Annotated in this window: 8 protein-coding genes and 1 tRNA gene; 5 read left to right on the top strand and 4 right to left on the bottom strand. The window is 46.2% G+C overall.

What is annotated here, in order from left to right; translation table 11 throughout:
• Positions 1-54: 54 nt before the first annotated feature.
• Positions 55-1,305 (top strand): YihY family inner membrane protein, encoded by a 1,251-nt coding sequence (locus IEV39_RS11850; RefSeq protein WP_005227359.1) that lies wholly within the window; start codon positions 55-57, stop codon positions 1,303-1,305.
• A 26-nt stretch (positions 1,306-1,331) separates the two neighbouring features.
• Here IEV39_RS11850 and IEV39_RS11845 read toward each other — a convergent pair whose 3' ends face one another.
• Entirely contained in the window at positions 1,332-2,237 is a 906-nt protein-coding gene (locus IEV39_RS11845; RefSeq protein ID WP_005283071.1) for a DMT family transporter, read from the bottom strand.
• Between the two features lie 107 nt (positions 2,238-2,344).
• On the opposite strand from IEV39_RS11845, the gene IEV39_RS11840 reads away from it, so the two are divergent.
• Positions 2,345-3,145: an AraC family transcriptional regulator gene (locus IEV39_RS11840; protein ID WP_005283068.1), complete on the top strand. Its 801-nt coding sequence runs from the start codon at positions 2,345-2,347 to the stop codon at positions 3,143-3,145.
• A 75-nt stretch (positions 3,146-3,220) separates the two neighbouring features.
• Here IEV39_RS11840 and IEV39_RS11835 read toward each other — a convergent pair whose 3' ends face one another.
• Together IEV39_RS11835 and IEV39_RS11830 are read right to left on the bottom strand one after the other, a co-directional pair.
• The gene (locus tag IEV39_RS11835; RefSeq protein ID WP_005283066.1) at positions 3,221-3,865 is read right to left on the bottom strand and encodes a fumarylacetoacetate hydrolase family protein; all 645 of its coding nucleotides are present in this window, start codon (positions 3,863-3,865) and stop codon (positions 3,221-3,223) included.
• Between the two features lie 33 nt (positions 3,866-3,898).
• Positions 3,899-4,396 (bottom strand): YcxB family protein, encoded by a 498-nt coding sequence (locus IEV39_RS11830; RefSeq protein ID WP_032868683.1) that lies wholly within the window; start codon positions 4,394-4,396, stop codon positions 3,899-3,901.
• Positions 4,397-4,763: 367 nt separating this feature from the next.
• Here IEV39_RS11830 and IEV39_RS11825 point away from each other — a divergent pair, with 367 nt between their 5' ends.
• The gene (locus tag IEV39_RS11825; RefSeq protein WP_005283060.1) at positions 4,764-6,062 is read left to right on the top strand and encodes an SRPBCC family protein; all 1,299 of its coding nucleotides are present in this window, start codon (positions 4,764-4,766) and stop codon (positions 6,060-6,062) included.
• Between the two features lie 41 nt (positions 6,063-6,103).
• On the opposite strand, the gene IEV39_RS11820 is transcribed toward IEV39_RS11825, so the two are convergent.
• Positions 6,104-6,180, bottom strand: a tRNA-Arg gene (locus tag IEV39_RS11820).
• Positions 6,181-6,696: 516 nt separating this feature from the next.
• Here IEV39_RS11820 and IEV39_RS11815 point away from each other — a divergent pair.
• The gene (locus IEV39_RS11815) at positions 6,697-11,913 is read left to right on the top strand and encodes a beta strand repeat-containing protein (RefSeq protein WP_005283057.1); all 5,217 of its coding nucleotides are present in this window, start codon (positions 6,697-6,699) and stop codon (positions 11,911-11,913) included.
• A 601-nt stretch (positions 11,914-12,514) separates the two neighbouring features.
• Entirely contained in the window at positions 12,515-16,228 is a 3,714-nt protein-coding gene (locus IEV39_RS18520; protein ID WP_227554514.1) for a beta strand repeat-containing protein, read from the top strand.
• The last annotated feature ends 199 nt before the right edge of the window (positions 16,229-16,427 follow it).

Raw genomic sequence — 16,427 nt, 5'->3', positions numbered from 1 at the left:
TTACAAGTCCTGTGCTTTTGCAGGATCTTATTAAAAATAATTAGGATAGAACCCATGATCTTAGACCGTTATCTAAAAAAACTGCCTTTTTTAGAAAAAACATGGTTTCAATTTATTGTGTTTGTGTTACGACGTTTTGAAGCGGATCGCTGTCGGGAACAGGCAGGAGGACTGACCTATACCACCCTGTTTGCAGTCGTTCCCATGTTGACTGTTTTTCTGGTGATTATCTCCTCGATTAAAGCTTTAGAACCTGCGCGGCAACAGCTGCAACAGCTAATCTATAGTAACTTTCTACCGAAAAGTACCATTGCTTTTGACAAGGCCTTGAATGCCTTTACCGAGAAATCCAGCAATCTTACCGTGATTGGTGTGCTGTTCCTGTTTGTTACCACCGTGCTGATGCTGACTTCGATTGAGAATGTGTTTAACCGCATCTGGCGTGTTAAGGAAACTCGCACGGGTCTGGTCGGTTTTATGCGTTACTGGACCATTATTTCACTGGGCCCAATTGTGTTAGGTAGTGCTTTTGTACTGTCTTCAACTGTCGCCTCGATGAGTATTCTCAGCAATAATTTTGCAGGCTATCAGCTGGATGGTGCCTTCCTGCTCTGGCTGATCTCGTTTTTACTGACCGTTGTTGGCTTCTTTATTTTATACTGGACCATCCCGAACCGTATTGTCCCGGTTTTTTCAGCCTTTATTGCTGCCTGTTTTAGTGCGACCGTATTTGAAATATTAAAACGTTTTTTCGGCTGGGTGATGAGCAACTTCACCAGCTATGAAATCGTTTATGGTGCATTTGCCGCAGTGCCGATCTTCCTGCTCTGGATTTATCTGTCCTGGAATATCATTTTATTGGGGGTTGAAATCAGCTATGCTCTCACCGCCTTTCACTCTGGCAAAGAACAGAAACGTCATCCGATCTTGATGTTACTCGACATTCTGGAACTGTTTTACAAGAAGCAGCAGATTGGACAAAGTGTCAGTGAGAAAGAGCTGTTAAATATTATCGGTCGTGGCGAATTAGGTCGACTACCGGCTTATATCCTGCAACTGGAACAGCAGAACCTGATTATGCGTACCGATAAAGACGAATATGTACTGGTGCGGAATCTGGCGCAGGTCGATTTCTGGAGTTTCTTTACCGCCCTGCCTTATCCATTACCGTTACGTCCCGATGTTGAAAATATTCATCAGGACGATGAATGGATGGAACGACTCGGCCCATCCCTGATTGAAAGTAATGATTATTTAGCTGCCAAGCTCTCCATTCCGCTGTCCACCATCTTTGAACAGAAATAGTCAAAAGGCCTCAATCGAGGCCTTTTTTATTTTCTGATCCAGCCTTGCAGACTGACCACCACAATGCCAAGTAATACCAAGGCTGAGCCCATCACAAAATTCAGTTCAATTTTTTCGCCCAGCAAGCAGACGCCAAAGGCTATGCCAAATAACGGCGTAAGGAATGAAAATACACCCAATCGCGAAGCCAGATAATTGCGTAATAACCAGAACCAGGCCAGAAAACTGGCAAAGGACACAATCAGGGTATGAAAGGCCAGACTGCCGATCACCAGCGGGGTAAAATGAATGGTGGCTTGTCCGAGAAAAAATGCCAAACCGAACAGCAATACAAAACTGCCTGCCAGTTGATAAAACAAGGTTTGGGTAACGGCGGCCTGAGCCAGTGAAGATAAACGCACTGTCACCGTGGTTGCCGCCCAGGCAATCCCCCCTGCCAAAGCGAGTAAGTCACCCCATAACATCTGCTGTTCTAGCTGGGTGGCACCCTGATTTGCTCTCATAAAAGTGACCACGATTCCTAAAAATGCAATGGCGATACCGCTCCACTGCAATACACTTAAACGCTCGGAAGGCAGTTTCCAGTGCAGCCCCAAAGCCACAAAAATGGGAGCGGTATACAACAGCACCACCGCATGAGATGCAGATGTCCATTGCAAGGCCTGCGCCAGCAGAAAGAACTCCAAAGAAAATAAAAAAGCGACCAGTGCCCCTGCCTTGAGATTCTGGCAATTGAATAACTGACTGGCTTTATCCAGATACAGCAACGGCAATAACAAAATTGCAGCCAGACCTGACCGCAATGCAATCTGCATTAAGGGCGAAATATCGGGAGCTGCCATTTTTAAAATGACTTGTTGTAAGCCCCAGATCATACACAGTACGACCATCAGGCCCGATGCAGTTGCATCTAATGCTTTGCGCTCATCCATCGCACGCTCCCGATTCTATTATTTGAGCACCAATATAAGGCTGTCAGATTTTCATGATATAGTGAAAATCTGACAAGACATGCGTGTTTTCGGGCAATTCTCTTCTTATGAAAAAGTCAGCACAACGGATTCAGGATTTTCAGGCCATTCCAACCTACAATGATATTCCGGCACCTTTATGGTTACGGGTTCGGGATGCACCTGCAGAGACTTTTTATCCTAAACATGCGCATGCCTGGGGGGAGTTTATTTATGCCTTTGACGGGGTGCTTGAAGTCAATATTGAGCAGATCAATTACCTGACCCCGCCGCCTTATGGCATCTGGCTGCCACCGCATCTGCAACATAGCGGGATTAACCGGAATGATGTGACCTATTGTACGCTTTATATCCATGAATCATTATGTCAACGGATGCCACAACAGGCCGGGATTTTACTGTCCGCACCGCTGGTTTCCGCGCTGCTGGAACATCTTCGTCACACCGCATTTTCAGAACATGACCCCGAATATATCCGCCTACTTCAGGTTTTACTGGACGCACTGACCCATGCTGAACTGGTCGGCAGCTATTTGCCCACCACGCAACATCCGGCACTGGCTAAGGTTCTGAGCCATTTGCATGAATTTCCTGCCGATAACAGCACCCTTAAACAGCTTGCCCACATGATCAACATGACCGAACGCACGCTGGCCCGCTATAGCCAGAAAGAATTGGGCATGTCGCTGCATGAGTGGCGGCAGCGATTAAAAGTCATGAAAGCCATGTCGATGCTCAATCAGGGTAAGACCATTGAAAGTATTGCGCTGGATTTGGGTTATGCCAGCTCATCTGCTTTTATTTATATGTTTAAACGCTGGATGCATTTCACCCCTGACCAGTTTCGCAAGCTCTATCAAGGCAGTTAAGCTTTGCTTGGATAGCGGCCTTCCAATAAAAAAGCGCTGCTATTTATTGAGCAGCGCTTTTTTATCTTGCTATTTTTATTGTGCTTTTACAAAGCTATCCCAATCATATTCACCAGACTGGGTAATCAGTTTCATGGTCAACTGATCATTGGCACGTAAAGCGCCGACACCTGCAGGTGTACCGGTCATAATGACATCTCCTGCTTCCAGACTAAAACATTGATTGATCTCAACCAGTAACGCACCAATGTCCCGAATCATGTCTTTGCTAAATCCATGCTGACGCTCCACCCCATTAATAGTAAAAATGAGTTCCAGCTCCTGCAAGTCGCCAATTTCATCCGCTTCGATCCAGTCCGCCAGAAGACAGGCTCCGTCAAAGGCTTTAGCACGTTCCCATGGCTCGCCTTTGGCTTTTAAGTCCCCTTGCAAATCACGCAAGGTTAAGTCCAGCCCCAAGGTCACAGCACCAACGGCTTCCAAAGCTTTGACCTGATCCGTTTCTTGAGATAGAGGATGGGTGATTTTCAAACAGATTTCACATTCATAATGACACTCCCCTAAAGCCTGATTCCAGCTGATTCCCTGTGATAAAGGACTCAGACTGCTCGGTGGCTTGATAAATAAGATCGCACGATCAGGAATAGGGTTGCCTAACTCTTTGGCATGTTCTGCATAATTTCGGCCGACACACACAATTTTTGAAGGACGTGTACTCATGAATGTTCCTTGTTCTTTGAACCGCTGATAAATTTACTTTTTAAAGCTATTTTCAAATTTGGTTTGATCTGAAGTATTTGCAAATGCACGTTTCGGTACAATAATCACGGTATGATTTTTCAGTTCCAGCATATAGGTCAGTTTGCCAATTGCAAAAGATTGTACTTCGGTATACTGAGTTCTCTGGGTTTTGCCTGTTGCGTACAGTTCAAAATGATCCTGATATAAATCAATCCCCTGCTCACTTTTACCAAACTGGTAACGGACAAACTGGCGCTTGAATAACATCGGCAATAACCAGTAGCGCATCACGCCCTGCATCAGTAGAAAGAACGCACCCAACGCCACATAATAGCGCCCGACCCCTGAGAAGCCTAAATAAATCCCCCATAGGATAATCGCGATACTAATCACGGGTGTTAGAAAACGGCTAAAGGTCTTTTTACCAAAAGTGACCAGAGCAAAACCATCCTGTGATTCTTCCAGATTCAGATAATAGCGCACAGAGACCGTTGGACGTTGTTCAGACATTTTGATTTCTAACATTTGAAAAAAACTGACCTATTAGAACATAAATGCTTCACAGGTAAATCACCTTTCTGGCGTTTTGATACAAAATTTCAATCTGCGATTTAAGCTGACTTGATGATTCTTTTTTTATATCAATTTATCCCGATGCTTTGATTTTAAAGTCCTGCAAAATATCGTCTTTTGTTCTTAAATCGCCTGCATATATATTTATATGCTCAACCAATCAAATCAAGTTTCTGGCGAAGTTTTACACAATGCGACTATTTTTTAACACCAAAAAATCTTATTAATAATGGGCGTGAATACACTCAATCACAGGGTGTTAATTCCTGCCCACCAAATCACGAATAAAAAGCAAAGGAATGTGATGCGTTATTTGAATGGACTACTTATCTCTTGTATTTTCCTAGGCACAACACAAAGTTGTTTTGCTCAACTGTTGTCGTGGAATGACAATATCCCCAGTGCCTTACAGCCATTTCAAAATAACCCCAAAATACTGGCAGGTTATACCCAAAACACGATTTTTATCTATGGACATCCTGTCACAAAAACGGCACTCCCCACCTTAAAAACCAATCCTCAACCCAGCGTGAGTTTCAATTCGGCTGCGATGATTGTACCGGTCAACGCCCAGCAGGTGGCCAAAACCTTAACTGATTTTAAGCAATATGTCGGTTTATTCCCGACCTTAAAATCCGCCAAAGCCCTGGAACACTCAGGCAATATTGTACAGATGAAATATCGGGTCTCGATTCCGACACCTATTCCCGTGCTGAACTTCAATGAAGATGTCACCTTACAGCATCAGATTCAACCCAATAGTATTTCCAGTCTGGTGATTGATGCACCCATTCCTTATGGCGTAGGTAAATTTGAATGGTTTTCTCTGGACGAACACCACACCTTAATCACCTTAACCCAATGGGGAGATCTGAACCAACCCAAGGGATTTATTTTTAAGAAAATTCTGAATGCCATTCCTGAAGTCAAGCTGGGCATTCCCAGCGGTACCAATGCTTTTGTAATGGAGGCGCTCAGAAACCGTTTTAATCAGCAAAATATAATCGCCCTGAATGCCGGACAAATTCCCAGCCCGCAACTGAATCGCGCACAATTGCTAAAAATCGCACAACTGAGCCAGAATGCCCAGCAGCCGGTGAGCTTTCTACATGCGCCCACCAGTGTACTCTATACCCATGGACGTGAAGCCATGCGCTTTACCACAACCTATCGTTTTTATACGCAATCCCCTCAACCCTTACAAAAATGGTTGAGTCCTAATGCCTATCAGGAACTGTTCCCCCGCCAAATCAAGAAAGTGGTCACGACACCTGTTCAGAATCAGGCCCAGGATGCCGATCTACAGGTCAATGTGGGTTTGGGCGTGATCAATATTCCCTTTGCTTTTAAACTGCATTTTAACTATCCCAACACGACTGAGAATCGTTTTTATGCCAATGGCGGAGACTTACGCTTTATCAAAGGAGAAATGCGCCTTGCTGCTCAAGATCAAGGGACCTTATTTAAAATGACAACAAGCATGAAAGTCGATGAAAAGGCACCCTTTTTACTCAGGGCAATGCGAAGCCTGCCTTATCATGACGTGCTACCTGCGGTTGGTGGGAATGCGGTATTTGTACAGAAGCTCAAGGCAAAAATTTAAGACACAAAAAAACCGCATTTAAGCGGTTTCTTTTTTCAAATTGGTGCGCTCAGAGAGATTCGAACTCCCGACCCCTTAGTTCGTAGCCAAGTGCTCTATCCAGCTGAGCTATGAGCGCATATTTGATGGAGGGCATTATACGCACTTTTTGCTAAAAGATAAGGCCTTTTTCAAGCATGAGTGATCAACTGGCTATAGATTCAGCGTTTTATTCAGATTAAATCACCACGACTGTGGCAAACCGACCGAACCATGCCAGAAATCATTCCTACTCCGCGAAATTTCACAACAGGCCAAATCAAATCAGCGCTTGCAAACTATTGGATATAAATTAACGATTAAAATTCAATTAAATAAATAACAGTCTATAAAAGGCACTTCAAACCACTCTGTAATTTTTATAAATAATCTATAATTTCATAATATTAATAGCAATTAAAAATCCAAGTTCCAAAATCAAAATCCAATTCTTTGTTTTATATAATTTTTATAGCTCATTAAAAAATATGATACATACTGCAATATTGACATTAAAGCGTTAATCAACCAATACTAATTGGTATATTATGCGACAGGAGTCACATAATTATTAAGCTAAATAAAACAAAACTCCAATAATTATAGGTATATCGACATGTTATTTAAAAATATTTTATCACCAATTACGGGTATTCTCTCATTCTCGAGTAGTAATAGCCAAACAACGGCGCCAATTCCTGTCAACACCGTATCGACAACAAATCATGTTCAGGTCGAAGATACCACCATCACCAATAATAGTAATGGTTCTGGTGACGGTTTATTCGGCGGTGTACTTACAGGCAATGGTCCTCAAAACTACGGTGTTGGCGTTGGTAATGCCCAAGACCTTAATTTTCCCCTTCCTTTCACCACAGCTTTTCACTCATTAGGAAATTCATTTCCCTGGTCGGCCAACTCTTCATCTATTAATACCGCCACCACCAGCGCTTCGACCCAGGTTCACGATAATGACATCATCAATAATAGCAATACTGGCGCAGGCGCTGGAAATGGCAGTGATGGTGGCGTGTTAAACGGTATCGCCTCTGGCAACGGCGAACATAATTACGGTATCGGTAATGGCAACGGTGACGATGCCAACCTGACAACCCCGGTCACAGTGCCATTCGAGGCCTTGGGCAATTCAGTTGCCGCACTGGGTCAAGGCGGACTGGACTCGGTTAATACCACACCAACTACCTCTAGCGTCAATATTCAGGACAATGACACCACAAATAATAGTAATACGGGTACAGGAGCTGGCAACGGCAACGGTGGCGGCTTACTCAATGGCGTAGCAGCTGGAAATGGCGAACATAATTACGGTATCGGTAATGGCAACGGCGACGATGCCACAGTGACTACCCCATGGACCACACCCGTTCAAGCGGTGGGCAATTCGATTGCGGGTCTGGGTGGTGGCGATATTGATTCAGTTAATACTGCACCGACCACTTCGACCACCAATATTCAGGACAATGACAGCATTAATAACAGCAATACTGGCACCGGTGCCGCGGGTAATGGCAGTGATGGTGGCTGGTTAAACGGCGTGGGCGCTGGTAACGGTGAACAAAACTATGGCATTGGCAATGGTAACGGTGACGATGCCAGTGTCACTACACCCGTCACTGCACCATTTCAGGTACTCGGCAATTCAGTTGCAGGTCTTGGCGGTGGAGATGTGAATTCCGTCAATACCGCACCGACCACATCGACGACTAATCTCCAGGACAATGACACCACCAATAATAGCAACAGCGGTACAGGTACCGGGGGTAGCGGTAATGGACTAGGCGGATTGCTGAATGGTATTAGTGCAGGCAATGATGAACACAATTACGGTATTGGCAATGGCAACGGTGACGATGCCAGCGTAACCGTACCATGGACCACACCTGTGCATGTACTCGGCAATTCCTTTGCAGGTTTGGGTGATGGCGATGTGAACTCAACCAATACCGCTCCTACAACCACGTCCAATATTATTCAGGACAATGACACGACCGATAATAGTAATAGTGGTACAGCTACGGGTGGCGTCGGTAATGGTGTGGGGGGCTTAGGCAATGGCCCTGCTGCGGGGAATGGCGAACAAAACTATGGTATTGGTAACGGTAATGGAGATGATGTCGACATTACGGTGCCTTGGACCACACCTTTAAATGTACTCGGCAATTCTGTTGGCGGTGGTGGCAATAATTCATCAACCAATTCGGCACCGACCACCACACTGAACCATGTTCAGGACAATGACAGCACGGATAATAGCAATAGTGGTACAGGTACCGGCGGCACTGGCAATGGTCTGGGTGGCTTACTCAACGGTATCAGCGCCGGTAATGGTGAACACAACTACGGCATCGGCAATGGTAACGGTGATGACGCAGACTGGACTTCGCCTGTGGTGACTCCGATCAATGCCATGGGAAATAATGTTTCCTGGTTTGGCAGCAATGATCCGACTCATACCGGCAATACCTCGGTCAATAATGGATCAACCAATACCACCAACATCGTCGAAGACAATGATCATATCGACCATAGTAATAGTGGCGCAGGTGCTGCCGGCAATGGCATCGGAGGTCTACTGAGCGGTATTGGCGCAGGCAATGGTGAGCAAAACTATGGCATCGGTAATGGTAACGGCGATGACGTCGGCATTACCACCCCGATCACGACGCCAATCAATGGCCTAGGCAATGAATTCTCATTCTTTGGGGATGCCAATAACGCATCGCATAACAATGCTTCGACCACCACCACCAATATTGTCCGAGACAATGATACAACGGACAATAGCAACAGCGGTGTTGGCAGTGGTGCAGGCAATGGCATTGGCGGCCTACTCAATGGTGTCGGCGCTGGCAACGGCGAACATAATTACGGTATTGGCAACGGTAATGGTGATGACGTTGGTGTGGTCATGCCAATCACCACCCCTCTCAGCGGCTTGGGCAACTCCTTCTCGGTCTTTGGAGACTCAACCACAAGCTCAGTCAACAATTCATCGACCACAGCCGTCAATCATTATGAAGACAATGACACGACTGACAATAGTAACAGTGGTACGGTCCTGACAGATGGTGCTGCTGGCAATGGCGTGGGTGGTTGGGGTAATGGCCCTGCTGCAGGGAATGGTGATCATAACTATGGTATTGGCAATGGTATTGGCAATGATTCAAGTGTGGTCGCACCCATCACAACGCCAATCAGTGGTTCGGGAAATGCCTTCTCAATCTTTGGCAATGCCACTTCAAACTCGGTCAATGACTCATCGACCAAAACCACCAACTATTTCCAGGACAATGACAGCATTAATAATAGCAATAGCAGTAGTGGTGTTGGTGGTACGGCAGGGAATGGTGTCGGTGGTGGTTTATTAAATGGTGTCGGTGCAGGCAACGGTGAACACAACTACGGTATTGGTAACGGGATTGCTGATGATGCCAGTGTGGTAGCACCAATCACCACACCGATCAATGCATCGGGAAATGCCTTCTCAATCTTTGGTAATGCCACTTCAAACTCAGTGAATAACTCCTCAACCACAACCAATAATTACTTCCAGGATAACGACACAACCAATAACAGTAATAGCGGTGGTAACGGTACTGGCAGCGGTTCAGGCAATGGCACAGGGGGCGGATTATTAAATGGTGTTGCCGCAGGTAATGGCGAACACAACTACGGTATTGGCAATGGGATTGCCGATGATGCCAGTGTAGTAATCCCGATTACGACGCCAATCAATGCATCGGGTAATGCCTTCTCGATCTTTGGTCATGCAACAGCCAATTCAACCAATAACTCCTCAACCACAACCAATAACTACGTTCAGGACAATGATTCAACAGACAATAGTAATAGTGGCGGTAATGGCGTAGGCGGTGGTTCAGGCGGGCTGCTTGGCTTAGGTGGTTTACTCAACGGTGTTGCAGCAGGCAATGGTGAACATAACTATGGCATCGGTAATGGGATTGCAGATGATGCCAGCATCGTCGCCCCGATTGCCATTCCGATTAATCTGTCAGGTAATGCAATCTCCTTGTTTGGTAGTGCAACCGCCAATTCTCACAATAATTCATCCACCACAACCAACAATCATGTTCAGGACAATGACAGCACCAACAATGGTAACGGCACTGGCAATGGTGGTAGTGGTAATGGCCCAGGCGGCTTACTCGGCGGTATTGGCGCAGGCAATGGTGAGCATAATTATGGTATTGGCAATGGGATTGGTGATGATGCCAGTATCGTGACACCGATTACGATTCCAATTAACTTCTCAGGCAATGCCATCTCGGTACTCGACCTCAGCGGTTTAAATGGTGAAGGTGAATTTAATCCGCTTAGCCCCGTCACCAACATTATTCATATTGTGGCAGGTGATGGCGAAGGTGGCACAGGCCTACTCGGTACCGTGACAGGTGTTGTGGGCGGAGTCACAGGTGGTCTTGGTGGTGAAGGTGGTCCTCTTGGTGCAATCACTGGAATCATCGGTGGCATTACCGGTGGTATCGGTGGCGGTGAAGGCGGTCCTTTAGGCGCAATCACAGGCATCATTGGTGGCATTACTGGCGGTATCGGTGGTGGTGAAGGCGGTCCTTTAGGCTCGATCACTGACATTATCGGTGGCATTACGGGTGGCATCGGTGGTGGTGAAGGCGGTCCTTTAGGCGCAATCACAGGCATCATCGGTGGCATTACGGGCGGTGACCTAGGCAACAATCCTGTTACAGGCGTAATTCAAACTGGTATTGATGTACTACAAGGTGTCGAAAGCCTGAAAACAGATATTATCAACACCGGTATTAGCACGGTCGGCGGTGCAATTGGTAGCGTACTTCCGGGTGTTCATCCTGTTACGGATCTGACCAATCTTGGTACCCTCACCTTTGAAACTTCTCGCGATACCGTAAATGGCACACTTGAAGCCATTTCTGATCTGGCAGGTGCTGATATTGGTGGTGCTGCGGGTTCTCTTACTGGCGTTGTCGGTACACTGATTACCAATGGTTCAACGGCTTCTGGTCTGGTTCAACATGCAGTTGGTGACCTGACTGATGTCGGCGGATTGTTAGGTGGAATCACTGGTGGTATCGGTGGTGGTGAAGGTGGACCTTTAGGTGCAATCACAGGCATCATTGGTGGCATTACGGGTGGTATCGGTGGCGGTGAAGGCGGTCCTCTAGGTTCGATCACTGACATCATCGGTGGTATTACTGGCGGTATCGGTGGCGGTGACGGCGGGCCTTTAGGTTCGATCACTGACATCATCGGTGGCATTACGGGCGGTATCGGTGGTGGTGACGGCGGGCCTTTAGGTTCGATCACTGACATCATCGGTGGCATTACGGGCGGTATCGGCGGTGGCGAAGGAGGTCCTTTAGGCTCAATCACTGACATTATCGGCGGTATTACAGGTGGTATCGGTGGTGGCGAAGGCGGTCCTTTAGGTTCGATCACTGACATCATCGGTGGCATTACGGGTGGCATCGGCGGCGGTGATGTGATTTCCGGAGTCGCTCAACCTATTCAAATTGTGGTTGGCAGTGGTAGCTTAACGCTCGATCTTCTGCAAGACAGTCTGGGTAGCCTATCAAATGGCAATCTATTCGATGGCATTAGCAACCTTGTTCATGTCAATAATGAAGATGGTAGTGTGGATAATATCTTAACTGCGATTACAGGAACCGTTTCATCAAGTTCAGGCATTGCTGTAGGTGAACCAAATCCAAATGGTGGCGCTTTAACAGATCTCATCTCCATCACTTCACCATTATCAGGTTTAACCGATCATCTATTCGGTTCCGTTCATCACTTTTAATCTCTAAATTGTAGAAAAGCTGCTGGGATCAGTGGCTTTTCTCTTCCTCTGGAATCATCATTTGAATGTGATTAAGCAACGATATAAGTGTTGATTAATAAGTTTTTTTTAACAACGCGACATGACCCTATAAGTAGGCAACATTTTTACTGGATTTTTATTTTAAAACAGAGTGATGTAATATTTGTAAGTAATTAATAATTATATGTTTTATTAAAATAATCAAACTAGAAATATTTAATTTCAAATGAGTTACAAATTTTATAAACTTCTGACCATTTGTCTAAGTAAAAAGCAATTTTAAAAGAAAAAATCATTTTAATTGCCTGATATATTTGATTATATTTCATCCTATAATGTTTATAATAATTTTTAGAATAAAATACACATGTAGATTTAATAGAATGTTTTTTTGAATTAAATTAATATAATTCAGCAATTTAAACTCAAATTTAACAATCCAGTTCACACACGTTACAGATTGACAAAAGAATTGCCACATATAACACTAAAAGCGATTAATGTGACTTTAATCACAAAATAATCATAGCACGCTAATAATTACTTAGAACAACACAACTTTAAGAATATAGGTATCATTATGCTTTTTAAAAGTCTTCTATCACCCATTAAAAGCATTACTTCGAGTCTCGTCGATAGTAATAGCTCAACATCACATGTTGGCGGTTCACTCCTCGCTCCCCTGTCTCTCTCTACCATTACCAATATCATTTCAACCAATACACTCACCAATACGGTTAGCAGTATTACTGGCGGAGCAGCCAACAATCCTCTCGGGGCAGTGACAAATATTCTTGGTGGTGTGACAGGCGGAACAAGCGGTAGTCCACTTGATTCGGTCACACATATTATTGGAGGAGTTACAGGCGGTGCTACTGGCAATCCGCTAGGCGCGGTAACAAATATCATCGGTGGCATTACAGGTGGAACCGATGGTGGTCCATTAGGCGCCGTTACAAATATTGTTGGCGGTATCACAGGGGGCGCTGGTGGCAATCCACTAGGCGCTGTAACAGGCATTATCGGTGATATTACGGGGGGTACAGAAGGCGGCCCGCTTGGCGCGGTCACGAATATCATTGGTGGCATTACTGGCGGTGACCTTGGTCATAATCCGGTCACAGGTGTAATTCAGTCTGGTATTGATGTACTACAAGGCCTTGAGAGCTTAAAAACAGAAGTGATCAATACCGGTATTGATACAGTTGCAGGTACGATTATTGGGGCAGTTCATCAATCCGAGCATCCGATTGGCGATCTTGCAGATTTAGGAACACTTACTTTTGAAACCTCTCGCGATACTGTAAACGGTACGCTTGAAGCCATTTCTGATTTAGCCGGTGCTGATATTGGTGGTGCCGCCGGTTCGCTTACAGGTGTAGTGGGTACACTGATCAACAACGGTTCTACTGCTTCTGGTCTGGTTCAACATATTGCGGGTGATTTGACCAATGCTGGTGGAATCATTGGCGGTGGTGAAGGCGGTCCTCTGGGCACAATCACAGGCATCATTGGTGGCATCACTGGTGGTATTGGTGGCGGTGAAGGCGGTCCGTTAGGTGCTATCACAGGCATTATCGGTGGCATTACTGGCGGTATTGGTGGTGGTGAAGGTGGTCCTTTAGGCTCAATCACTGACATCATTGGTGGCATTACCGGTGGTATCGGTGGTGGCGAAGGTGGTCCTTTAGGTGCAATCACAGGCATCATCGGTGGTATCACAGGCGGTGAACTAGGTAACAATCCATTTACAGGCGTAATTCAAACTGGTATTGATGTACTCCAAGGCGTGGAAAGCCTGAAAACAGATATTATCAATACCGGTATTAGCACGGTCGGCGGTGCAATTGGTAGCGTACTTCCGGGTGTCCATCCTGTTACGGATCTGACCAATCTGGGTACCCTCACCTTTGAAACCTCTCGCGACACTGTAAATGGCACACTTGAAGCCATTTCTGATTTAGCAGGCGCTGATATTGGTGGTGCTGCGGGTGCTCTTACTGGCGTTGTCGGGACACTGATCACCAATGGTTCAACGGCTTCCGGTCTGGTTCAACATGCAGTCGGTGACCTGACTGATGTCGGCGGCCTGCTGGGTGGAATTACTGGTGGTATCGGTGGCGGTGAAGGCGGCCCTCTAGGCGCGATCACTGGCATTATCGGTGGCATTACTGGCGGTATTGGTGGTGGTGAAGGTGGTCCTTTAGGTGCTATCACAGGCATTATCGGTGGCATTACTGGCGGCATTGGCGGCGGTGAAGGTGGTCCTCTGGGCGCAATCACTGGCATCATTGGTGGTATTACCGGTGGTATCGGTGGTGGTGAAGGCGGTCCTCTTGGTGCGATCAATGGAATTATCGGTGGCATTACCGGTGGTATCGGTGGCGGTGATGGCGGTCCTCTTGGTGCAATTACTGGAATTATCGGTGGTATTACGGGCGGTATTAGCGGCGGTGAAGGCGGTCCTTTAGGTTCGATCACTGACATTATCGGTGGTATCACAGGCGGTGACCTAGGCAACAATCCTGTTACTGGTGTGATTCAAACTGGTATTGATGTACTGCAAGGCGTTGAAAGCCTGAAAACAGATATTATCAACACCGGTATTAGCACGGTTGGCGGTGCAATTGGTAGCGTGCTTCCGGGTGTTCATCCAGTGACTGACCTGACCAATCTCGGTACCCTCACCTTTGAAACTTCTCGCGATACCGTAAACGGCACACTTGAAGCCATTTCTGATCTGGCGGGTGCTGATATTGGTGGTGCTGCCGGTTCGCTTACTGGCGTTGTCGGCACACTGATTACGAATGGTTCAACCGCTTCTGGTCTGGTTCAACACGCAGTCGGTGACCTGACTGATGTCGGTGGCTTGCTTGGTGGCATCACGGGTGGTATCGGTGGCGGTGAAGGTGGTCCTTTAGGTTCGATCACTGACATCATCGGTGGCATTACGGGTGGTATCGGTGGTGGTGAAGGCGGTCCTTTAGGCTCGATCACTGACATTATTGGCGGTATTACTGGCGGTATTGGTGGTGGTGACGGCGGGCCTTTAGGTTCGATCACTGACATCATCGGTGGCATTACGGGTGGTATCGGTGGTGGTGAAGGCGGTCCTTTAGGCTCGATCACTGACATTATTGGTGGAATCACTGGTGGTATCGGCGGCGGCGAAGGTGGTCCTTTAGGCGCTATCACAGGCATTATCGGTGGTATCACAGGCGGTGACCTAGGCAATAATCCAGTTACAGGCGTAATTCAAACTGGTATTGATGTACTACAAGGTGTCGAAAGCCTGAAAACAGATATTATCAACACCGGTATTAGCACGGTTGGCGGTGCAATTGGCAGCGTACTTCCAGGTGTTCATCCAGTGACTGACCTGACCAATCTCGGTACCCTCACCTTTGAAACTTCTCGCGATACTGTAAACGGCACACTTGAAGCCATTTCTGATCTGGCAGGCGCTGATATTGGCGGTGCGGCAGGCTCTCTTACTGGCGTTGTCGGCACACTGATTACCAATGGTTCAACCGCTTCTGGTTTGGTTCAACATGCAGTTGGTGACCTGACTGATGTCGGCGGCTTGCTTGGTGGCATTACAGGCGGTATCGGCGGTGGTGAAGGCGGTCCTTTAGGTTCGATCACTGACATCATCGGTGGTATTACCGGCGGTATTGGCGGCGGTGAAGGCGGTCCTTTAGGTTCGATCACTGACATCATCGGTGGCATTACTGGCGGTATCGGTGGTGGTGAAGGCGGTCCTTTAGGTTCAATCACTGACATTATCGGTGGCATTACTGGCGGCATCGGTGGTGGTGAAGGTGGTCCTTTAGGCTCGATCACTGACATCATCGGTGGTATTACGGGTGGTATCGACGGCGGTGAAGGCGGTCCTCTAGGTTCAATCACTGACATTATCGGCGGTATTACAGGAGGTATCAGCGGCGGTGTAAATAGCGGAGATATTATTTCTGGTATTGCTCAACCGATTCAGACCGTAATCAGTAATGGAAATGTGACGATTGATAGCTTGCAAGATCATGTCAGCACACTGTTCAGTGACGGTTCATTTGACGGTATTAATAACCTCATCAGTGTAAGTGCTGGCAATGGTGATTATAGTATTGATGGAAGTATCGATGGCATCTTGGATGCATTGACGGGTACTGTATCTTCAGGCATTGCTGTTGGCGAACCAAATCCAAATAGTGGTGCTTTAACAGATCTTGTTTCACTGCAATCTCCACTCAACAATCTTACAGATCATCTCTTCAGCTCTGTAAATCACTTCTAAATAGATCAAATAAAAAAGCCGCTGATAACAGCGGCTTTTTTATTTGAAGTACTTTTCAAGCTTAATTTTAATTTTATCATTGCCCTTATAGTTTTCAATTTAACATATTATGTTTATAATTATGGCACAAAAAGTTTGTAGCTAAAAACAAAAAATCAACCAACGCTATATATTTAAACACTTATAAGATTATAAAAAT

It is taken from the genome of Acinetobacter courvalinii (assembly GCF_014635545.1).
Classification (GTDB): domain Bacteria; phylum Pseudomonadota; class Gammaproteobacteria; order Pseudomonadales; family Moraxellaceae; genus Acinetobacter; species Acinetobacter courvalinii.
Note: the sequence above shows the minus strand (reverse complement) of the source record. Positions and strands in the feature narration are given on the sequence as shown.